The organism is Roseivirga seohaensis (genome assembly GCF_001592945.1).
GTDB classification, from domain to species: domain Bacteria; phylum Bacteroidota; class Bacteroidia; order Cytophagales; family Cyclobacteriaceae; genus Roseivirga; species Roseivirga seohaensis.
Genome location: NZ_LRPB01000045.1, coordinates 124,361 through 147,829 on the forward strand (window position 1 = coordinate 124,361; position 23,469 = coordinate 147,829).

The window sequence follows — 23,469 nt, forward strand, 5'->3', positions numbered from 1 at the left end:
TTTCGTCTCTGTGAAAGCAAAAGTATAAAATTTGTTTTGATAAAATTTGTTAGAAGACTCTAACATATTAGTTTTGCATATCGAATTAATAAAATCGATTACTCTAGCACCTCCATTTTATGAAGCATTATATACTGATTACGCTTTTAGGAATTTGCTTACAATCAACTTCATTTGCACAAACAGGAACAATCTCTGGCACTGTTCGCGATCAATATGACGTACTTCCATACGCCACCGTAATCCTAGCAAATTCTAATATAGGAACAAGTACAGATGCGCGCGGTAAATTCAAATTGGAAAAAGTACCGAATGGCCAATACACTTTAACGGTTAGTTCTGTTGGCTATGAAAACTTTAACCAAGCCATTGAAATCACTGACGGAAAAACACTGTCAATTGAGGTATTCTTAACAGAAAGTAAATTAAACCTTAATGAAGTAGTAGTAACGGGTACCAGAACCGCCAAAAGGAAAATCAATACGCCTGTAATTGTAAACCTGATGGACAGTAAAGAATTGGACAGGGTTGTTGCTACAAATTTATCGGAAGGGTTACGCTTTCAACCTGGTTTAAGAATAGAAACGGATTGCCAAACCTGCAACTATACTCAATTAAGAATGAATGGTTTACAAGGTGGTTATTCTCAAATCCTCATCAACGGTCGCCCAATATTCAGTCCATTAACTGGACTGTATGGAATGGAACAGATTCCGGCCAACATGATAGACCGGATTGAGGTGGTGCGAGGCGGTGTATCGGCCCTATATGGCTCAAGTGCGATTGGCGGTACAGTAAACGTGATTACCAAAATTCCAGATCGAAATGAATATACCCTTACCAATACCTTTCAAAGTATTGATGGCCAAGCTGCCGACAATATTCTTTCCGGAAACGCCACTTTAATTAACGAAGATGAAAACGCTGGAGCAACATTCTTTGTGAACAACAGAACCAGACAAGCATTTGATGCCAATGATGATAATTTTTCGGAAGCACCTGAATTGAAGAATACTTCCTTCGGCACAAATCTTTTCTATTTACCTACCGAGGACCAAAAGCTTTCCATAAGCCTAAGCAGCATTAATGAATTTCGCTATGGCGGAGAAATGGTAAATAAGCCTGCACATTTGGCCCAACAGTCTGAGGAGCGCACGCATAATGTTTTTATGGGCAGCCTCGATTATCAGATCAACTTCAACGACAATAAAAACTCTTTCATCGTTTACTATGGTGGTCAAAAAACTGATCGGCAACATTACACGGGCATCATTCCTGATGATGATGATGAGTTAAATGAATTTCTGGCCAGCCCGCCTTATGGAGTTTCGGATGTAGTCACTCATCAAGGAGGTCTTCAAATGAATAATAGGTTCGATGAATTTTTAGGCGGAAACGCGGTTTTAACTTTTGGTACCGAATATGTTTATGACAAGGTCTATGATGAAATTGAGGCTTACAATTACCTTGTAAATCAAACCACCAGAAACATTGGCGCCTTTGTTCAGCATGACTGGGACGTGACTCCAAAGTTAAATTTCCTTTCAGGATTTAGGCTCGACAAGCACAATATGCTAAACAAGGCCATCTTTAGTCCAAGGCTATCGCTGCTGTATAAATTACAGCCTACTGCCCAAATTAGGTTGGGTTGGGGAACCGGCTTTAGAGCACCTCAGGCCTTTGATGCCGACCTTCATATTGCATTTGCGGGTGGCGGAATTTCAAGAATTTCATTGACCGATAACCTGAAAGAAGAACGTTCAAATAGCCTAACTGCCTCTTTCAATTACGATAAAGCTACCGAACATTTTATTGCAGGCTTCACTCTTGAAGGTTTTTACACCAATTTAAATGACGCATTTTTCCTTGCCCCATTAGGAACAGACGCATTTGGTGAACGTTTCGAAAAACGGAATGGTGATGGCGCCACCGTACGCGGAATTACCTTAGAAACTAGAGCAAATTTCGATTATGTTTTTGAAGTGGATGCTGGGTATACTTTCCAATCGAGCTTGTTTTCTTCGCCCGTTGAAAACATTCAAGGCTTGCCTAAAAAGCGAGAATTTTTAAGAACTCCAAACCATTATGGCTATGCTACACTTACTTATACACCCGTTAAAAATTGGTCGTTAAGCGGAAACTTGATTTATACAGGCGCTATGGAATTGGTTCATTTTGGAGGTGCAGCTACAGGGAACAATGAAGACAAATACTTCACCTCTCCTACTTTTACTGAGTTAGGAATAAGGCTTGGGCATATGGTAGACTTGCCTAAAATCAAAACAGGTATCGAGTTTTTTGGGGGAATCAAAAACGTATTCGATGCCTATCAAAGCGATTTCGACTTTGGTAAAAACCGTGATAGCAATTACGTTTATGGGCCAAGCTTACCTCGTACCTTTTTCTTCGGACTAAAAGTAAAATCCAATTAGGTGAGAATGGTAAAGAAGGCTCTCAACATATTCATCATATTCTTAATTTGCTTCAGCACAACCAGCATTACTGATAATGGGCTGTTTGCACAAAAGACAAGTCAGGTGAATTGGCTTAATTTTGAGCAATTAGAAGATTCTCTACAAGTGAAGCCTAAAAAAGTATTTGTCTTTTTTTATGCAGATTGGTGTACCTATTGTCATAAAATGGAGCGCGTTGCTTTTGAGGATGAATCGGTGATTGAGACTTTACAGAACGACTATTACGTAGTGAAAATGGATATTGAATCGGAGGAAACTATTGTGTTTGGCAATACCGAATTCAAGAATAAAAATATCAATAAGCGGAAGTCTGTTCATGAAATTCCTCTGATGATGGCCAGCAGAAAAGGGAAGCCATTTTCATTGCCTGCAATGGTTTTGTTAGATCAGAATTTCGAGGCTAAAGCCCGCTACTTTCAATATATAGATGCTCAACAAATGCTTGAGATATTAAAAAATTAGAATATACTTGATCAATATATGAACTCAGAATCGTTAAGCGAAGTCCATTCTTCGGTACGTACCGACAAAAAAGGTTGGAGAAAGGTTTTGGCATTTCTAGGCCCAGCCTATTTAGTAAGCGTAGGCTATATGGACCCCGGAAACTGGGCAACCGATATTGCCGGAGGTTCTGAATTTGGCTACAAGCTTATTTGGGTATTACTCATGTCCAATATCATGGCTCTGTTGCTTCAGTCGCTAAGTGCCCGATTGGGAATTGTGAAAGGATTAGATTTAGCGCAAGCTTCAAAAAATGCTTATCCAAAATGGGCTAATATTCCACTTTATATTCTAGCTGAAATCGCTATTGCCGCCTGTGATTTAGCTGAAATTGTGGGTATGGCGATTGGTTTAAGCTTACTATTCGACTTGCCTTTGATTTGGGGAGTAAGTATTACTGCCCTAGATACTTTTCTGCTGCTTTTCCTACTCAAAAGAGGAATGCGAGTAATGGAGGTGTTTATAATTTCATTAGTTTTCATCATAGGCGTCTCTTTCATCATACAAATGGTAATTGTAGCCCCTGTTTATGGCGATGTAGTGAAAGGTTTTGTTCCTTCAGATCTTGGCGGAAATGCATTGTACTTAGCCATAGGAATTATCGGGGCTACGGTTATGCCACATAATCTCTATTTACATTCATCATTAGTACAAACCCGTAAAATAGACCGTTCCTTTCAGGGTTTAAAAAAGGCCATTAAGTACAATTTTATAGACACTGCTATTGCCTTAAACATGGCATTTTTTGTGAACGCTGCCATTCTAGTTTTGGCAGCAGCAGCCTTCTATACCAACGGCTTTTATAATGTAGCCGAAATACAAGACGCTTCTTTACTACTAGAAAACCTCTTTGGCAATATTGCACCAACATTCTTCGCTATAGCGTTAATTGCCGCAGGGCAAAGCTCTACAATAACGGGCACGCTTGCTGGTCAAATTGTAATGGAAGGCCATTTAAACTTAAGAATTCAGCCTTGGCTCAGGCGATTAATCACGCGTTTACTGGCTATTGCTCCCGCCCTATTTACTATTATTTATTTTGGGGAAGAAGCCTTGGGAAGCCTTTTAATTCTTAGTCAAGTAGTTTTGAGTTTACAGCTAGGTTTTGCTGTAATTCCGCTTATTCATTTCAATTCAGATAAAAAAATGATGGGCGAATTTGCCATCAAACCTTGGGTTAAAGCGCTTGCATGGTTAATTGCCGCCATTATTGTTTATCTCAACATTACCCTAGTTATTGATGAAATAACTTCTTGGGCAGTAAACTCTGGAGATAATCAGATTTATATTTATACGATTGTTATTCCACTAGCCGTGGCTTGCCTTGCTCTATTGGTTTATGTATTTATTCATCCATTCCTTAAAAAGAACGAGCAGAATGAACAAACAGAAACCAACCATTTGCCTCACGGAAAAGCCGAAGACTTTTCTGAAGGAAAAATGATAGAATACAAGCACATAGGAATCACCATTGATTTCTCTGGGAATGACCAACTTGTAATTCAAAACGCTTTAAAGCAGGGAGGGAAATCGGCTACTTATATTTTTATACACGTAGTGGAAAGTGCGGCAGCGCGTTATTTAGGTAAGAATACCTTAGACAACGAAACCCAGTTGGATATTGATAACCTAAAACAATATCAGGAAATGTTGGAAGAGCTAGGTTATAAAACAGAGCAAAAAATAGGCTTTGGTAGCGCTCCAACAGAGATTGTTAAAATTGTGCAGGAGAGTAAAATTGATATGCTTGTAATGGGTGCTCATGGCCACAAAGGCCTTAAAGATTTGGTTTTCGGAACCACTTTAGATGTGGTTCGTCATAAAGTAAGCATCCCTATTTTGATTATTAGTTAATCGCAACAGGCTATAAAAAAGTAAAAAGGCATTAAGCGGAAACCTCCATTTAATGCCTTTTTTGATCGATATTAATCTCCGTCAATAATTCTTCCCAATCCTCCCAAAATAGAGCCCTCTCCTTTTGAAGAACCGCCCGCTCTTGGCGCGTGTTGGATGATTCTGTCGGCCAACCTAGAGAACGGTAAACTTTGTAAATAGACTGTTCCCGTACCCCTTAAAGTGGCTAAAAACAAACCTTCTCCACCAAAAAACATGGATTTTAAATTTCCTGCTCGCTGAATGTCATAGTCAATACCAGGAGAAAATGCTACGATACAGCCCGTATCAACACGCAAGGTTTCACCATTTAATTGCCTTTTTACTACCGTGCCGCCAGCATGCATAAATGCCATTCCATCGCCCTGGAGCTTCTGAAGAATAAAACCTTCGCCACCAAAAAATCCAGCCCCTAATTTTCTATTAAAAGCAATAGAAACGTTTGTTCCCATTGCAGCACATAAGAATGCATCTTTCTGACAGATAATGCTTTGGCCTATTTCGTTTAAATCAATCGGAATGATTTTACCGGGGTATGGCGCTGCAAACGTCACTTTACGTTTGGTATACCCCATATTCGTAAAGTGAGTCATAAAAATGGATTCACCAGTAAGCACTCGTTTTCCTACGCTTAGTAATTTCCCGAAAATGCCGGTATCTGGTTCAGAACCATCACCCATTTTGGCCTGAAAATCAATGTCCTCTTCCATCCAGTTCATGGCTCCTGCTTCTGCAATAACCGTTTCTTGGGGATCAAGCTCTATTTCTACCATCTGCATGTCATCGCCATGCAATTCATAATCTATTTCGTGCGATCTCATATATGAAATTTGATTTGAAATTTATCAAAAAGGAATATTCTCATTCTTTAGAATTAAGCCATTTCTCTGCTTTCTTTCTTTCTTTAAAAGCATGAAATTCAACGGGTTTCATACGTAAGCCTAAATCTATACCAGAAAAACGTGTAATAAATTTAGGAGATAGTACATGAGCCATATAACGCAAGCCAGATTGAACTGCCACAGGTACAACGTTTGCCTCAATCCACTCATTTATTTCTAAAAAATTACTAGTAAGTAAACTATTATCGTTTAATAGTTTTCGGCAGCCAGAAATTGCAAGAAGGTCTAAAAAAGCTTGAGTTCCTTTTTTAACATCCTCTAACTCTATATCTCCAATCCAGTTGATATAGATCCAACCGTTCTCCTGATCGAGGTTAGCCTCGTAGAAAATCTCGTTTTGGGCGTTTCTAATTATCTGTTTATTCATGTCGTTCTCTCTGCCATGATAAACCAAAAAATTGAAAAATTGATCTAAAACAGATGAAAAAAATAAAAAATCATTGTTTTAACTAAACTGAGGTTGTTTCACTATGGTACAGTTACCCGTTTTCAGATGTGTTCTTTTTACTAAAACCATAAGAAATTTGACCCCAAAACCCTTTAGGGAATTTCTTAACCCCAGGAAATCCAAGTTTGATGTTTTGGCCGCTATGCGGAATATAAGCTGTTCCGAAGATGTAATCCCAGAGGCTTAATGTCAGCCCAAAATTCACTCCTGTTCTTCTTTCCTTAGGTAAATCGTGCGCATGGTGCCACATGTGCATGTTGGGGTTATTAAAGATGTATTTTAAAAAACCTAGTCTAACATTAATATTGGCGTGGTTCCAATGCCCCACTGCTAATGTAAACATATGGACAAAGAAGAAATCATCGATACCAAAACCAATCATGGCCAACGGCAAGTATTCAATAGTACGATATACTATCGTTTCCATCCAGTGATAGCGCAAATGCGCAGCAAAGCCCATTTGTTCTACAGAATGATGCACTTTATGGAATTCCCAAAGCCTTGGCGAAGCATGTAAAAGTCTATGCACCCACCATTGAATAAAATCACGAATGATGAAAAGCATAAACAGTTGAGCAATTTTAGGCCAGGCTTCAATCTTTAGTGCTACTACATTGGTAAGCCCAAAAATGCCTAAAAAGTCGTTGAATAGATTTACAAATACATCAGAAAGGGCATTAAAAACGATAAGCGAAAAAAGAAAAAAGTTGAAGAACATATAGAAGGCATCGAGCCAAAAATCCTTTCTAAACTTTGGTTGTTCTTTTCTCCAAGGCCTCACCCATTCCCAAATAAAAAAGAACACTGAAAGAAGAATCAAACCCCAAAAATAATTTTGCCAAAGTGGCTTATAATCGTATTGAAATGTGATTTCATTCCAGATATAATTCGCATATCCGCTGTAAGACTCCTTTGCTAATTCCCAATACTTGTTCATTTCAATATTATCTGCAACCACTAACATAACCATTTACCCTTTGTGTTAAATAAAAGTTCCACAATAATGTCATTCAGTGTTCATTTACTCATTGGTCAAAAATTCATTTAACCACTTTAATATGAAATTGAAATTAAGAAACACAGCAATTTTAGCGTTGTCTTTCGCTACAATTGGGGCATTGCCTACGGAACTCAATGCCCAAAGAAAAAAGAATCAAACTACTACAGAACAGTCGGTTCCAGAAGTAAAACCAGAGAAAAAAGAAAAAGGATATTCAGACCTTATTAAAGGGTTAAACGAAGATGAAGGCCTATTCAAGCTTTATCAGAAAGACGATAAAGTCATGTTTGAAATTCCTAAATCTGAATTAGGAAAAGACATGCTTTGGGTAACGCGGGTTGTGGCTGTACCTGAAAATTTCGGTGGCTTTATTGGTAGTGGCTGGAAAATGAGCGAGCAAGTAGTTAAATGGGAGAAAGTGAATGAAAATATTCTACTTAGGTCTATTTCTTTTAACAATGTTGCCGACACTACAGATGCCATTTCTAAATCAGTAGCCGATAACAACCTATCTCCCATTATTGGCGCTTTTAAAATTGAAGGTCAACCTGATGATAAAGAAGCTTACTTAGTAGATGTAAGTAAATTCTTTACTCAAGACACAAAAGCCATTAGTGCGATAAGTAATAGCATGCGTTCACAGTTTCAGGTGCGTAGACTCGATACCGAAAAGAGTTATTTATCTTCAGTAAAAAGTTTTCCTATCAATATAGAAGTACGTCAGGTAATGACCTACGATGCTGGCAGACCACCTTCAAACTCTGAGTTGGGTTCAATGACAGTGGAAGTAAGTCAGTCTATGATTAAGCTACCAGAGAATAAAATGATGCCGAGATTGGCCGATGAGCGTGTAGGTTGGTTTACGCAAAGCAATATCAATTATAGCTCTTTAAAATTGAAAGGTGATCAACAGACCTTTTTACAAAGGTGGAGATTAGAACCAAAAGATCCAGCCGCATATGCCAGAGGCGAATTGGTTGAGCCTATCAAACCTATTATTTATTATTTAGACCCTGCCACTCCAGAAAGATTCGTAAAATGGTTTAAACTTGGAATTGAAGATTGGCAAGTAGCATTTGAAGCGGCTGGTTTCAAAAATGCCATTATCGCCAAAGAAGCTCCAAGCAAAGAAGAAGACCCAGATTGGTCTCCAGAAGATGCCCGTTATTCAACAGTACGCTATGTGGCCAGCATGACAAGAAATGCGGTTGGGCCTAGTACAGCCGACCCTAGAACAGGTGAAATCATTGAAAGTGATATTGTTTGGTTTCACAATCATTTAAGATCATACCGAAACTGGTACATGATTCAAACTGGCGCTGCCAATCCTTTGGCCCGAAGCCTTGATGTGCCTGAAGATGAAATTGGTGAAATGATGAGAGCGGTAATAGCGCATGAAATTGGCCACGCTTTAGGTTTGCCTCATAATATGAAAGCAAGTTCGGCCTACCCTGTTGAAAAATTAAGAGACCCTGAGTTTACCGAAGAATACGGTGTAGCACCTACTATTATGGATTACGCTAGAGTAAACTACATTGCTCAGCCTGGTGATGGTGTAACGCGCTTTATTCGTAAAATTGGCCCATATGATAAATATTCTATCAATTGGGGCTACAGAGTAATTCCTTCTGCCAAAACACCCGAAGCCGAGTCTAGCACATTAGACCAATGGATTATGGAAAAAGCCAATGACAAAATGTATCGTTTTGGAAGCAGCAATGGAAGTAACCCAGAAGCTCAAACAGAAGACTTGGGCGACAATGCAGTGAAAGCGAGTATGTATGGAATGGAAAACCTTAAAAAGGTAGTACCTAACTTATTGACTTGGACAACCACTCCTGGTGAAGATTATACCGAAACCAACGAAATTTATAATGAGATCATCGGCCAATGGAGACGTTTTACTGGGCATGTTACTACGGTAATAGGCGGTATTACCGAAGATTTAAAATCAGCCGATCAATCAGGGACTGTTTATAATGTAGTTCCTGAAGCATACCAAAAGGAAGCCATGGCATGGATGCAGAACTATGCTTTCAGTACACCAGATTGGTTATTAGATGAAGAATTGCTGCGCAGATTAGAAAGTTACGGTGCGGTAAATCGTATCAGTGCAACTCAATCTTCTTTCCTCAATTCGGTTTTAGACCCAACCAGAGCCCAAAGATTGATAGAAGCTGAAGCCTTTAAGGGCAGAAACACTTATACTATATATCAGCTATTTGGTGATATGAGGTCTGGCTTGTTTTCGGAACTTAAATCTGGTGCTCAAATAGATACTTACCGTAGAAACTTACAGCGAGCATTTGTTGAAAAACTTGAATCATTGATGACCACTGACTCGAATTCATTTCAAGCAAGACAGGTGAATGTTGCACAATCAGATATTCGCCCAGTAGTGAAGTCGGAATTGAAAACCCTTCAGCAAGAGATTAAAAGCAACAAAGGCAAATTTACCGATAGAGCAAGTTCTGTTCATCTAGAGGATTTGCTAGATCGAATTGCTGAAATTCTTGATCCGAAGTAGAGGTTTTTACATTCTAAAATTAAGGCTGTTTCAGTTAATTCTGTAACAGCCTTAATTTTTTATAAGCCAAAAATGGCAATCACTGGTATACCAATGTTCCCCACTTAATTACACAGTTGTGTAGAAAAACCACACACCAAATTTCTTATTTATATAACTATTATTAGTATCAATGTTATTATATTTGTTTTTAAGCCATAATTCATTGTCGGCAAGGTTCTAGTCACTCTGAGGTCAAAACCAAAAATTTAAAAACATGAAAAAGATAATAATACTACTAACATTCCTCTGCATCGGTGCAATGGCCATGGGTCAAACAAGTTATGACCGTTGGAGATTTGAAATCGGAACTACTCATAATAAATTGCGACAGAATTACGATGACGGTATGTTCAACTTCAGTGATATAGACCATGTAGGGTTTAGAGTTGCCGCTGACTATTACATTAACCCTAGCTTAAACGCAGAGTTAGCTTTATCACGAGGTAAAATGCAACACGAAAATGAGTTTAGAGCACTAATTACAGATGTTGTAACTCGTTTAACTTATAAGTTTAATAATGGATACATTATGAAAGAAGATGCATTTTTTGCACCATTCTTATCCACAGGTTTTGGTATCACCAATATGCAAGACCAAGAGTATTTTTACGGTGAATATGACGGTACACATGCATTAATTCCATTTGCAGCAGGTTTTAACCTTAACATAAACGATAAGACTAGTCTTGTAACCCAAGCTACTTACAAAAACACTATTGATGATACCTATAGCTATCTACAATATAATATCGGTGTTAAATTTTCTTTCCAGAAAGATACAGACTCTGACGGTGACGGCATAATTGATAGAAAAGATGCATGTCCTGATGTAGCTGGTGTTGGAGAAAATAACGGTTGTCCGTTAGCAGATGATGACAATGATGGTGTTGCAAATATTTATGATGCTTGCCCTAACGTAGCTGGAACAATGAACGGTTGTCCTGATAGCGATGGAGATAAAGTACCAGACATTTATGATGCTTGTCCAAATACAGCTGGTAACCCTGCACTTGGCGGATGTCCAGATTCAGACAACGATGGTGTAGCAGATGCTCAAGACCCTTGTCCAAATACTTACGGTACAGTAAACGGATGTACTCAGCAAGCTATTGACGCAATGAACCCACAATCAGAAGAAACTATTAAAGTGAAATTGATTGAAGCTGCTCAAGACATTCTTTTCGAATTAGATAAAGCTACCTTGACCCAAGGTTCATACGAAGCACTAGATGATATTTTGAAAGTTTTACAAGAAAACCCGAACATCAAACTTGACATCAACGGTCATGCTGATAGCACAGGGTCTGCCGATTACAATTACCAGTTATCTAAAAAAAGAGCTGAAACGGTAAGACAATACTTTATTGACAAAGGAATTGCCGCAAATAGGTTAATGTCTGAAGGTTTTGGAGAAAAAGCACCTAAAACAGGTAACGCAAGTTCAGGCGAAAGAGCCTTAAACAGAAGAGTTGATATTGATTTTGTAATCAACAACAACTAAGCACTAACTAGTTAGCATATATTGAAAGGTCATATCGAGAAATTCGATATGACCTTTTTTGCTTTAATGCCCCATATTCACTTCCTACTTAAAAATTGTATTTCAAGATTATCAGAAATTTGACTCTTCTACTCCTTCAAATCGAATAGTTACCACTCTTATATTTGCCTTTGAAAACAGCAACCGTTTCTTATATATTACATTTTTTATTTTCAACAATTCAAAGCGCTAAGAATGAAACTACTACTAATGAAAACCATTCGCGCGGTTTTCCTTATGCTGCTTACGGTAAGCACAATTGGCTTAAAGGCCCAAAGTGACCCTACCGGTGAATCAGCAGTAACCCGAACCTTCGCCATCACCAATGCAACGGTGATTCAGGCCCCTGGTAAGGAATTAAAAGGAGCAACCGTGGTGATTAAAAACGGCTTAATCGATGCCGTAGGCACCAACGTAACGGTACCTAAAAACGCTCAATTAATTGACGGCAAAGACATGTACGTTTATGCAGCTTTTATTGATGGCTTGTCTAACACAGGTGCAAAACGCCCTGAAAACATGCCTCGTCCTAACAACCTTTTTAGCCCAGATCCTCCAAACGATTATGCCGGAATTACCCCTGAGCGTAGTCTTGTAGATCAACTGGACATAGAAAGCAACACCATCGGTTCTTTGAGAAAAGAAGGTTTTGCTATCTCACACTCTGTACCTTACGGTAGAATGTTACCAGGTTCAGGTTCTATCATCCTTTTAGGTGATAAGAAACATGCCGATGACCTTGTTTTATCAAAAGATGTTTCAATGTTCACTCAATTTGCTGGAGCTCCTGGTGCTTACCCTGGTAATGTATTGGGTATTATGGCGAAATTCAGAAACCTATATCGCAATGCTGAAAACGACAAAAAGCATTTCGATTCTTACGCTCAAAACCCAAGTGGATTAGAAAGGCCAGAAAGAGACAGAGTAACTGAGGCATTCTTCCCAGTTGTGACTAAACAACGTCCGGTTATGTTTGATGTATCTGGTGTTCTTGAAGTGCAAAGAGCTATAAGGTTACAAAAAGACCTAGGCTTTAAACTGATGGTAGGTAACGTAAAACAAGCATGGGATTTAGGTCAAATGTTTAAAGAAAACGGCACCAATGTGTTCTTATCTCTTGATTTACCTGATGCGCCTAAAGAAGCTAAAGGAAAAGATAAGGATGAAATGACTGAAGAGGCCAAAAGATTAGAAGCTAGAAAAATGGACTTCTATAAGAAATATACAGGTCAAGCAGCCTCTCTTGCTAACACAGGAGTAAAGTTTGGCTTTTCTTCGCTTGATGTAGCCAGTAATAAAATAAAGGCTAATCTTTTGACTATGATTGAAAATGGTTTGAGCGAAAATGATGCACTTGCTGCACTTACTACTAACCCTGCTGGAATCTTAGGAATCGATAAAATTGCCGGTACAGTAGAGGCTGGTAAAATTGCCAATATCATGATCAGTAACGCACCATACTTCACTAAAGACTCTCAAATCAAATTTATGTTTGTAGACGGTGATAAATATGATTTCGAAATCAAAGAAAAAAGTGCTGCAGGAAATGGTAACAGATCTGCTGCTGCAGGAAACGACCCAGTGGTAGGTACTTGGACTTATAATTTCGAAACGCCACAAGGGGCTACTACCGGCAAAATGATCATTGGAAAAGAAGGTTCGGAATATAACGGAAAATTAACCAGCAATGATGGTGGCCCAGACAACGACATGCAAGAAGTGAGCTTCGTAAATGGCACACTTAGCTTTTCGTTCTCAATTGACGCAGGAGGTCAGTCTGTTGAACTAGTGGTCACAGGAACTGTTACAGGCAAGCAATACGATGCCGAGGTTTCTGTTTCTGCATTCAATTTCTCTACTCCGTTAACTGCTACTAAAGATGACGGCCAATAAAATCTGAAAACATGAAAAAGAATATTTTAATACTAACCCTTATTCTCTTTACTGGCTTTATTGCAAATGCTCAGGTAAAGAAGGGAGATGTGCTAATTAAGAACGCCACTGTTTTAACCATTACCAAAGGTACTTTGGAGAATACAGACGTTTTAGTTCGCGATGGCAAAATCTCTAGAATTGGCAAAAATCTTAAAGCTCCAAACGGAGTTCAAGAGATTGATGCTACAGGTAAATTTGTAATGCCTGGAATTATTGATGCTCACTCTCATATTGCCCTTAGTGCAGTAAACGAAGGAACAAGTCAGGTAACTGCAGAGGTAAACATGGGCGATGTTATAGATCCTTTCGATGTTTCTATTTACAGAGCATTGGCTGGTGGTGTAACTTCTACACACGCACTTCATGGTTCGGCCAACGTAATTGGTGGTGAAAGCGAAACTTTAAAACTTCGTTATGGAACTACCAATCCTGAGGAAATGAAGTTTGAAGATGCGCCAAGAACTATCAAATTCGCTTTGGGTGAAAACCCTACTAGAGGTGGTCGTGCTCGTGGTATTCAGCCATCTAGCCGTATGGGTGTTGAGGCCATGTTAAGAAACTCGTTTAACGATGCAATTGCCTATAGAGCCAAATGGGATGCCTACAAAGCAGACAAAAACCCAAGGAAAGTAGCGCCAGAATACGATTTAAGAATGGAGACCTTGGTTGATATTCTTGATGGAAAAGTTCTTGTTCATTGCCACTCTTACCGTGCCGATGAGATTTATATGTTGATGAAAGTTTTTACCGATTTTGGAATCAAAAAACTTACCTACCAACATGCTAACGAAGCTTACAAAGTAGCTTCAGAATTGGCCGAATTTGGTGCAGGTGCCTCTGTATTTGCCGATTGGTGGGCTTACAAATTAGAAGTATACTGGTCTACAGCCTATAATGCTACCATACTTACAAGAAATGGTGTATTGACTTCAATCAACTCTGATTCAGGTGAGTTGATCCGTCACTTATTTCACGAGGCGGCTAAAACACAAAAGTATGGTGACTTAAGCGATGATGAAGCCCTTTCTTTAATCACATTAAACCCTGCCAAACAATTAGGAATCGACAATAGAGTTGGTTCAATTGAAGTAGGAAAAGATGCAGATATCGCAATTTTCGAAGGTCACCCCCTATCTGTTTATGCCATTCCGGTAATGACTTTTGTGGATGGTGTTAAATATTTTGACAGAGCTACCGATGTTGACGATCAGCGCATCTATATCAACCCTGAAGAAACGGTTGAAAACATTTCTATTTTCAACCGTCATGATGAAGACAGATGTATGGAAGAAGGCGTAGTTAGTTTCGAGGCATTATTCTCCAACAAAAAATAGAAAGAAGCTATGAAAAGAATATTTCAAATACTCATTATCGCTTTAATCGTTCCACTTCTTTCTTTTGGGCAAGAAGACGACCAAGTGATGAAAGCAAGAGCGGGTAAATTCGCGCTCACAAATGCTAAAATTTATACCGTAACAAATGGTATTATCGAAAACGGTACATTAATCATCAACAATGGAATAATTGAAGCCGTTGGTGCCAATATTACAATTCCAGATGACGCGGAAGTAATTGACTGCAAAGGCAAAGAGATTTACCCAGGTATGATTGATTCTGGTACCAAAGTAGGTTTACAGGAAATTGAAAGTATTGATGTATCTCAAGATTACAGTGAAAGTGGTGCTTTAACTCCTCAAATGCAGGCTTTAACTGCGGTAAACCCTAATTCTGCTGTAATTCCTGTTACACGTGTGAGCGGTGTTACTACTGTATGGACAACTCCTAGCGGAGGGTTTTTACCAGGCACGGCTGCAGCGATCAACTTGTTCGGTTACACTCCAGATCAAATGTTTGCGGGTGCTAAAGGAATCATCATGAACTTTCCTTCTACCGCTGGTGGAGGACGTTTCAGAAGAAGATCTCCAGAAGAACAAGCTAAGGCTACTGAAAGAGCATTAAAAACAGTAAACGATGCTTGGGACAAAGCAGAGCTTTATGCTAAAATCGAGGGCGCTAATGACGTAAGGAATTACCCTGAAATTGAAGCTTTAGTACCTGTAGTAAAAGGCGAAATGCAACTTTTTATCGAGGCAAATGCAGCTAAAGATATTCTTGCAGCTATTGATTGGGTGAAAACTAGAGGATACAAAAAAGTAGTTTTAACTGGTGTTTCTGAAGGCTGGAGAGTAGCTGAAGAAATTGCTAAGTCTAAGATTCCTGTAATCGCTGGTCCTATTCAGGCCATTCCAACACGTGGTTCGGATAGATATGATGCAGCTTATGCCAACCCAGGAATTATGAGTGCAGCTGGTGTTAAAGTGGCTCTACGTACTGGCGATACTGAAAATGTAAGAAACTTACCTTACCATGCTGGCTTCGCTGCTTCGTATGGAATGGGAAGAGAAGAAGCATTGAAAGCTATCACTATCAACGCAGCAGAAATTTTGGGCGTTTCTAATAGTATCGGATCAATTGAAGTAGGTAAGAAAGCAAATGTTTTTGTTTCTACTGGCGACCCATTCGAAACGGCTTCTAAGATTACTGACTTGTTCATTGATGGCTACAAAGTACCAATGACTTCTCAGCAAATCAGATTGTATGATGAATTCTTAGATAGAACCCCAGGTGTTAAAAAGAATGACCCTGCGATTAAAATCATTAAGAAATAAGCACATTTCTATTACCATAAAAAAAGCGACTAGTGATAGTCGCTTTTTTTATGTCTATACCTCCTTGAGTTATTCGTGTATTGGTTATTCGTTAAGAGTGGGCTCCCGTCTTCTGACTTCCAGCAATAAGTATTCACTGACTGAGCTCTTTTATTCTTTCAATTTATCAATAGCGTTAACCCTAGAAGTTTTTAACAATTGAAATCCAACCACTAGAAGAACGGCCAGAAACATAATGAAGCTTACTAAAATAGCTTGTAATGGATTCAGGTCAATTCTTACAGCATAATCATTCAAGTACTGATTCATAAGCCAATAAGCTATTGGCAGCGCTATGGTCAAACTAACCCCAAGACTGGTGAAAAAGGGTTTTACTAAATGAAGGAAAAGTTCTAAGCTTTCGGCTCCGAGAATTCTTCTAATGCTGATATTCTTGAGTTTACTTCCTGCATACATCACCGAATAGCCAAGCAAATTCAACAAGGAAAGCACAAACACCATTGTAGATAAAAAGCCTGTTAATGTGGTAGCTTTCTCTTCCCTATCAACTGTCCAATCTTTCTTAGTTTCTAGGTTAATTACCTCAGGAGAAATAACTCTTTCATGACTTCTCCAAACTGCTTCTAGTTTCCTTATCAATTGGGCTGTATGTTCTCCATCATGTTTAATCAATATACTATGAAAACTATTTTTCTCACTTACCACAAACACTCTTGGATCAGCATCGGGGCTTGAAAGTCCCCAATCAGTGTAGTCCTTCGCTACCCCTAAAACCCTTCTGTTCACATCTCCAAAATTGATCACCTGACCAACTATATTATCTCCTAACTGCTTGGCCAAGGCTTCATTGATCACACAGGTACTATATATTGAAGGCACGTTAGATTCCGTGAAACTATTTCCTTCAACTATATCGATATCCATTAGATCAAAATAGTTATTGGCAACAAGTACGAGTGCTACATCATCCTGAATCAGTGTATCACCTTTATCATATTTTAAACTTCTATAACCATTCATAGTATATGGGAATGGCCCACCGGAGGTTCTTTTAACACCTTCAAGCGACTGTATCTCATTCAAAATTGCGGTGTAGTTCTCTTGAATTTTAGTGTCTCGCTCTATCTGAAATGCAAGCAGTGACTCTTTATTATAACCAAAATCGAAGCTAAGCATCTTTTTCACTTGCTCAATTTGAACCACCGTTCCGAAAACCAGAATGATAGTCACTACCAATTGAATTATCAATAAAACTCTTTTTAATCCAAACCCAGCACTTTGGGGGCCATTGTAACCCGTCAATATCTTAACAGGATTAAGCTTGGAGATTACAAAAGCTGGATAGAGTCCCGCTAGGATTCCTGTAATTAAGGTAAAAACAAACAATTCAATCAATAGATCAAATTTTGAATAATCAATACCAATGGGCACTCCAAAAAGTTTGGTGAAATAGTCACCAGTAAGCTCTAAGCTAACTATGGTGATCAATAAGGCCATAAAAGCATAGAAAATAGATTCTGATAATAGTTGCTGTTGAATGTCCTTTCTGTTGGCACCATTTACCTTCCTCACTCCTATCTCCTTAGATCGTTTAAGGGAAAGCCCTAAGGATAAAGACAAATACCCCACAATGGCACACAGCAAGATTCCCAAGGCTACATAACCCACGGTGTTAATTAATGCTTTGTTCGCTCCAATAAATGAAGAATTTTGAGCACCACCAGCATAATCGGCATAGGAATATCCCCAATAAGTATCGTTGAGGTTCTCCGAAAAAACACCGACAAATTTACCCTCGGGAAATAAGTTTTTATAGGTTCTAAAAAGGTTTTCCTCTAACTCATACTGATTAACTCCATTCATTACTTTAACATGGGTAAAGTTTACCCACGAATCCTTCCTTCGAGGATCATCCTTGTACATTTGCTCCCTAGTAAAGACAATGCCAGGATTAAGCAAGCTTTTAGATGGTACATCTTCAAAGACTCCAGAAACTTGAAAAGTGCCCTTTTTATGAACATTTATAGATTTACCTATTGGGTTTTCGTCTTTAAAAAGAATTTCCGAGAGGTTGGCGGAAATGACCACATTATTTATCTCACTGAAAGCATTAGCTTGACTACCAAACTTCAACGGAAAAGTAAAAACATCAAAGAGTCCCTCATCTGCATAATAACAGCTTCTCTCTTTAATGTAATCTTCCTCATTAGTGGTTAAGTATAACTCACCACCAGGCACAATATCTAACAAGCTTACGGATTCAATTTCAGGATGCAATACGCCTATTTCAGAAGCGAAACTGTAAGGTAAATAGGTGTGTCTCCCATCTTCTACCATTTCAACCATTACTCGATAAACCCTATCCGCATCTTTGTGATTAGAATTTCTCGTGTACTCAAAATCGATATATACACTGGCTATAATAAAGCAAAACATACCAATGGCCAATGAAAAGACCATGAGGGAGATGTACCATTTATTGTGTATGAAGTTTTTCCAAGCCGACTTTATATAATGCTGAGTATTTGAATTCATGGCTTTATCAATTTTAATTTAGTCCATTAGTCATTAGTGAAAACGAAAAACCACTTCTGACTTCCTTCTTCGGTCTTCCAACTTTCTTTCATTAATTTCCTTTTCTCATTCTTTCATTAATTCCTTCTCTCATTATCTCATTATTTCATTCATCTTTCAATATCTCCACTGGGTTAATCAAATAGGCTTTTATGCTGTGAATGGAAACAGTAATAAAAATCACGATGGAGGCAACGGCAATGGCTCCGAAGATTAAGAAGACAGGCATTTCAATTCGATAAGCAAAAGAACTGAGCCAATTGTCCATCCAGTACACGACTACAGGTACTGCAATAGCCACCGCAATCAGTAGTTTCCATACACTTGAAACATTAAGTGTTTTCTGAATACTCAAAAAGCCGGCTCCCAGCACTTTACGAATGCCCATTTCCTTTAACCTCCTTTTTACAGAGTATCCAGCAATACCGAACAAGCCAATAAATGCTACCAAAGCCGCAATCACCGTAAAGGTGTTTAACATGGTAATCATCACGTTTTCCTGTTTGTATTGAGATTCAATGCGGTCTTCAAAAAAGAAGTAAGAAGGTTCTCTCAGATTAGGGATGTCGTTGTAATAATCTAAAACTCTTTTAGTACTCACAGCCCAATTTGCTCCATCAAGTTTGACTAAAAACTGATTGCTTGGCGAGCCTTCAATTACCTGTTTAAAAATTACAGGTTTTATGAGTTCCTTTTTAGATGCAAAATGGAAATCACTGACTACACCAATAATTCTCCACGAAGAACTTGGGCTTAACGTCTTACCTACTGCAGTGTTTTCATCATAGCCTAATTTATGAGCAGCAGTGGCATTAATCATCACCAGATTAGCGGAATCGACATCTTCAGGTAAGAAATCCCTCCCTTCCAATAGCCTTACCCCCAAGGTTTGAAAATAATCGTCATCTATCTCAAAGAAGCTAAAGTCATAATCTTGTCCCTCAATGCTTACAGAAGACCCAACGTCATTTGGGAGTTGACTGCCACTACTGACCGACAATACACCTGGCAATTTTAACAATTCATTTTTATGTACTTCTCTAGTTCTCCAAGGCATGTTTTCCAATACAAGCTGATGATCTTTATCAAAACCTAGGTTTTCGTTTCGCATAAAGCGCATTTGTCGGTTAGCAGTAACCGAAACGCAGATAAGCACTACAAAGACCATGATTTGAAAAATACCAATCGCTCCAATCAATCGTTGGGAAGAGAAAATACCTTTACCATTTTTAAAGACTTGAACCACCTTTAATTTTGTACTCAAATAAGTGGGATAGAACGAGCAAACAAGGGCTATAAGCGAGGCGAACATAATGCCTTGGAGCAAAAGCATGGGCTGTGCTAAAACGCTGATGCCTAAATTCCTTTCTACTAAAACTTCTAGTTGAGGAATCAATAATTCCACTAAAATCATGGAAAGCACAAAGCTGATAAGGACATGCAATAAAGACTCGATTATAAATTGTTTACGCAGCTCTCTGCTGCTGGCGCCTGCCACTTTTCGAACTCCGATTTCTTTTGCTCTTTCTATGGATTGAGAGACTGATAAACTGATATAATTAAAAATGGAGCTCGCTAAAATGAAAATGGCTACAAATGCAAAAATAGAAACGTACTGACGGTCAGTTTTCTCATTCACTTCATCTTTTACATCTAAGGAGTAATGAACATCGGAAATGGGTTGTAAGGTGAGTTTTTTTCCTTTTGCCCATTCATTATTAGATGTATAGTGTTGTGTAAGTTTTTCCTTTAGGTCACTTATAATTGCATTCTCATCTAGGAGTAAATAACATTGCGCACCTACGTTCCAACTCCAAGAACCCTGACCATAACGGGCATGTATAATTTCATTGAGCATAATAACATCACCCTTGATGGATGAACTACTTGGTAAATCACGAAAGACACCATCAACTACATAATTCGCCTTATTATAATTAATTACTTGACCCAAAGCATCAGAAGTTCCATAAAATCTCACTGCTGTTGACTCGCTTATCAATACCGAATTAGGAGCCTCCAGAACCGTTTCATTAGTTCCATAAATATAATCTATGGTGAAAAAATCTAGAAACTCAGGATCAACAATTAGGGCTCCTATACCTGATTCTCCTTCGCTATCCTCGTTAAATGAAAATGGAACCGGCTTCTGTATGACTCTACTAAAAGCCTCAATACCTGGTATGCTCTCCACAAATTCAGGGGAAAAAGCATAGGACATATTGGCTTCCTTTTCTACACCGAAATCGCTTTCAAAAGTCTGTACTAACCTATAAATCCTGTCCTTCTTTTCATGAAACTGGTCATAGGCCAATTCATTCTGAAGAAAAAGGTAAATGATAAAGAATGAGCCCAAACCGATACTCAGCCCAAGGATGTTCAGACTTGCATAGAGCTTGTTCCTTCTCAGGTTTCTAAAAGCGACTTTGATGTAGTTTCGTAGCATGGCGATTTAGTTATTGGTTAATTAGTCATTAGTCATTAGTGAAAACAAAAAACCACTACTGACTTCCATCTTCGGTCTTCCAACCTTCTTTCATTAATTCCTTAATTTCTTCTCTCATTATTTCACTCATTCCTCAAAATATCCACAGGGTTTGTTCTAATGGTTGAAAGTGCTCTACTCAGTAATATTAATGCTGAAAAACAGAGAATGCTGATCACTGTAATGACTCCAAACGAGGCGTTCAAATCAATCCTGTTTGGAAACTGGTTGAGTGCGCTACCCATAAAGTAATAGGCCAATGGTATGGAAACCAGAGACGACAGCAGAATCAACCAAGCATAGGGTTTTCCTAAAATAAAGAGAATGTTATTTGCACTCGCGCCAAGTACTTTTCGAATACCGATTTCCTTGATTCGCTGTGAGGTTTGAAAAGTAACAAGTGAAAAAAGACCAAAGAGGGAAATGACTACAATTGCAGTGGTCACTCCATTAATAATTAAAGTAATGTTTTGTAGCATACTTAGCTTGGCCTCATAAGCGTCATCTAAAAACTGGTATTGATACGAATTCTTATAATCAAACTGATCCCATATGGCATCAATCTGCCCTAAAGTACTAGCCATATTCTGAGCATTTATCTTGATTAATAGGTTATTTACTCTTCCGCTGATTAATGGTGTTAACATCAAATCTCTCACTGTCGACATAGAACCACTAATGTGAAAATCCTTAATTAAGCCAATCACTCTTTTGGTACTTCCTTCAAAGATCAGTGTTCTCCCTATGGGATTCTCCATTTCGAGCTTTTGGGCTAAGGATTCATTAATTATGATTGAATTGTCGAAATCAGATGAAATTTCAGGATCAAAATTCCTTCCTGCTAGTAATGGAACTTCAAGCATCGTGATGAAACTTTCATCTGTTTCAACCCGAGGTACATTTCTAAAAGTTTTTCCTTCATATTCCAAGGTATTAAAGCCAAATGCACCTCCAGGAAGTGGCCCCGTTGTTACCCCTTCTACACCGCTAATATTCTTCACCTGCTGCATAAAAACCTGAGGCTTTTCAGACATCTCCTTCGTCATGCGAATACTCACCACCCTTTCTTTATTAAAGCCAAGATCGAAGTTGAGGTAATGGTTGATCTGCTTATTGGCCACCAAAAGCACAATGATCATAAAAGCGGAAATGGTGAACTGAAAAAAGAGCAAAATGCTGCGATGAGAAAAGCGAGAATGACCTTGCTGTTTTTGTCCTTTTAGTGCTTTCACTGGGTTAAAGCGAGACAACAACACTGCGGGGTAAATACCCGCTAAAAGACCACAGAACAGCGCATACCCCACTAAATAGCCCAAAATGGTAATGTCTTGATAGTCCATCTTTAGACTAATTCCCATAATTTGAGAAACGGAAGGCAAAAGGATTTCTACCATAATAACTGCCACCACCAAACAGAGTAAAGCGAAGAAGAGTGTTTCACCCAAAAACTGTTTGATCAGTTGATTTTGAGTAGCTCCATTAACTTTACGAATACTTACTTCTTTGGCCCTTTCCATGGCTTTGGCAGTCGCCATATTCACATAATTAGCCAAGGCTATAAATAACAGCAGAAGTGCCATTCCAGAACAGATGTAAATGATGTCTTTATTGGCACCTAATCCACGCTCACGATTGTTCATTGCGGCCCCACTGCCAGTTTGTGCCCAATAAGAATCAGCAAAGGAACCTAAAGCGGCATCCTCATATATTGAACCTTCAGGTTTATTAGTGTTATATAAAGAAGCTATTCGTTTTTGAATGTCATCTAAGTTGGCATTGGGCAAAGTTTTAATATAGATGAAAAATGTATTATCGCTCCAAGAGCCTAGGCTGGACATGCCATTCAGTGAAAAAGAAAAATGAGGCTGGAATTGAGAATTCTTAGGGAAGTCCTTTAAAACACCAGTCACTCTATAGTCTCCTTTGGTATCTACAGAAAGAATTTCTCCTACTGCGTTTTCCTTACCGAAATACTTCAGTGCCATTTCTCTAGAAATCACTACCGATTTGGGGTCGGTTAAGGCATTGGCTCTATTTCCATGGATAAATGGAAATGTAAAAAGATCAAAAAATGAATTTTGTAAAGTGTAATACTTCTCTGGTAAATAGTCTTGTTCATTCTTAACAACATACATGCTCCCAGCGCCAGACAGCGTGGTGGTCACGCCTTTCAAACCTGGTACACCTTCTCCTATTATATCAGCAAAAACAGCAGGGAGCAATTGGTTATAAGACCCTCCCATTTCCTCAATAAATTTGAGTTGAACAATATGAATATCTTCTACATCCTCATGAAACTGATCATAGGAAAGCTCGTAACGAACATACAGCCCAACCAAAATAAAACAGGCCATACCCACCGAAAGCCCTGTCAGGTTAATCAATGTAAATACCTTGTTTCTCTTTATTCCTCTTAGCGTGGTGGTGATGTAGTTCTTTAACATAGTGTATTGGTTTATTAGTTAATTGGTCATTGGTC

Annotated in this window: 14 protein-coding genes; 8 read left to right on the top strand and 6 right to left on the bottom strand. The window is 38.6% G+C overall.

Annotated features, from left to right (window positions below):
• Positions 1-119 precede the first annotated feature (119 nt).
• From AWW67_RS12395 to AWW67_RS12405, 3 genes are read left to right on the top strand one after another with little or no spacing between them, the layout of a single operon-like run.
• Positions 120-2,432, top strand: a complete 2,313-nt coding sequence (locus tag AWW67_RS12395) for a TonB-dependent receptor (protein WP_062302118.1) — start codon at positions 120-122, stop codon at positions 2,430-2,432.
• Positions 2,433-2,438: 6 nt separating this feature from the next.
• Positions 2,439-2,936 (top strand): thioredoxin family protein, encoded by a 498-nt coding sequence (locus AWW67_RS12400; RefSeq protein WP_062302119.1) that lies wholly within the window; start codon positions 2,439-2,441, stop codon positions 2,934-2,936.
• Positions 2,937-2,954: 18 nt separating this feature from the next.
• The gene (locus AWW67_RS12405; protein WP_062302121.1) at positions 2,955-4,829 is read left to right on the top strand and encodes an Nramp family divalent metal transporter; all 1,875 of its coding nucleotides are present in this window, start codon (positions 2,955-2,957) and stop codon (positions 4,827-4,829) included.
• A gap of 71 nt (positions 4,830-4,900) precedes the next feature.
• Here the strand turns inward: AWW67_RS12405 and AWW67_RS12410 are convergent, their stop codons facing one another.
• From AWW67_RS12410 to AWW67_RS12420, 3 genes are all read right to left on the bottom strand, one after another.
• On the bottom strand, positions 4,901-5,689 hold the full coding sequence (locus AWW67_RS12410) for a TIGR00266 family protein (RefSeq protein WP_053222653.1): 789 nt from the start codon (positions 5,687-5,689) through the stop codon (positions 4,901-4,903).
• A gap of 40 nt (positions 5,690-5,729) precedes the next feature.
• Entirely contained in the window at positions 5,730-6,137 is a 408-nt protein-coding gene (locus tag AWW67_RS12415; protein ID WP_053222654.1) for a hypothetical protein, read from the bottom strand.
• A gap of 112 nt (positions 6,138-6,249) precedes the next feature.
• On the bottom strand, positions 6,250-7,155 hold the full coding sequence (locus AWW67_RS12420; RefSeq protein ID WP_062302221.1) for a sterol desaturase family protein: 906 nt from the start codon (positions 7,153-7,155) through the stop codon (positions 6,250-6,252).
• 121 nt (positions 7,156-7,276) lie between these two features.
• On the opposite strand from AWW67_RS12420, the gene AWW67_RS12425 reads away from it, so the two are divergent.
• The 5 genes from AWW67_RS12425 to AWW67_RS12445 all read left to right on the top strand — a co-directional run bounded on the left by AWW67_RS12425 (position 7,277) and on the right by AWW67_RS12445 (position 15,931).
• Positions 7,277-9,745 carry a zinc-dependent metalloprotease gene (locus AWW67_RS12425; protein ID WP_062302122.1) on the top strand — a complete coding sequence of 823 codons (2,469 nt, stop codon included), beginning with the start codon at positions 7,277-7,279 and terminating at the stop codon, positions 9,743-9,745.
• Positions 9,746-10,001: 256 nt separating this feature from the next.
• A complete protein-coding gene (locus tag AWW67_RS12430; protein WP_082794035.1) occupies positions 10,002-11,288 on the top strand; it encodes an OmpA family protein in 1,287 nt (428 codons plus the stop codon).
• Positions 11,289-11,522: 234 nt separating this feature from the next.
• A complete protein-coding gene (locus AWW67_RS12435) occupies positions 11,523-13,220 on the top strand; it encodes an amidohydrolase family protein (RefSeq protein WP_062302125.1) in 1,698 nt (565 codons plus the stop codon).
• Between the two features lie 11 nt (positions 13,221-13,231).
• The gene (locus AWW67_RS12440; RefSeq protein WP_053222658.1) at positions 13,232-14,596 is read left to right on the top strand and encodes an amidohydrolase; all 1,365 of its coding nucleotides are present in this window, start codon (positions 13,232-13,234) and stop codon (positions 14,594-14,596) included.
• 9 nt (positions 14,597-14,605) lie between these two features.
• A complete protein-coding gene (locus AWW67_RS12445) occupies positions 14,606-15,931 on the top strand; it encodes an amidohydrolase family protein (RefSeq protein ID WP_062302126.1) in 1,326 nt (441 codons plus the stop codon).
• 150 nt (positions 15,932-16,081) lie between these two features.
• Here AWW67_RS12445 and AWW67_RS12450 read toward each other — a convergent pair whose 3' ends face one another.
• From AWW67_RS12450 to AWW67_RS12460, 3 genes are all read right to left on the bottom strand, one after another.
• On the bottom strand, positions 16,082-18,466 hold the full coding sequence (locus AWW67_RS12450; RefSeq protein ID WP_082794036.1) for an ABC transporter permease: 2,385 nt from the start codon (positions 18,464-18,466) through the stop codon (positions 16,082-16,084).
• 145 nt (positions 18,467-18,611) lie between these two features.
• A complete protein-coding gene (locus AWW67_RS12455; RefSeq protein ID WP_062302130.1) occupies positions 18,612-20,951 on the bottom strand; it encodes an ABC transporter permease in 2,340 nt (779 codons plus the stop codon).
• Between the two features lie 122 nt (positions 20,952-21,073).
• Positions 21,074-23,434, bottom strand: coding sequence for an ABC transporter permease (locus AWW67_RS12460; protein ID WP_062302131.1), 2,361 nt, complete (start codon positions 23,432-23,434; stop codon positions 21,074-21,076).
• Positions 23,435-23,469: the final 35 nt, after the last annotated feature.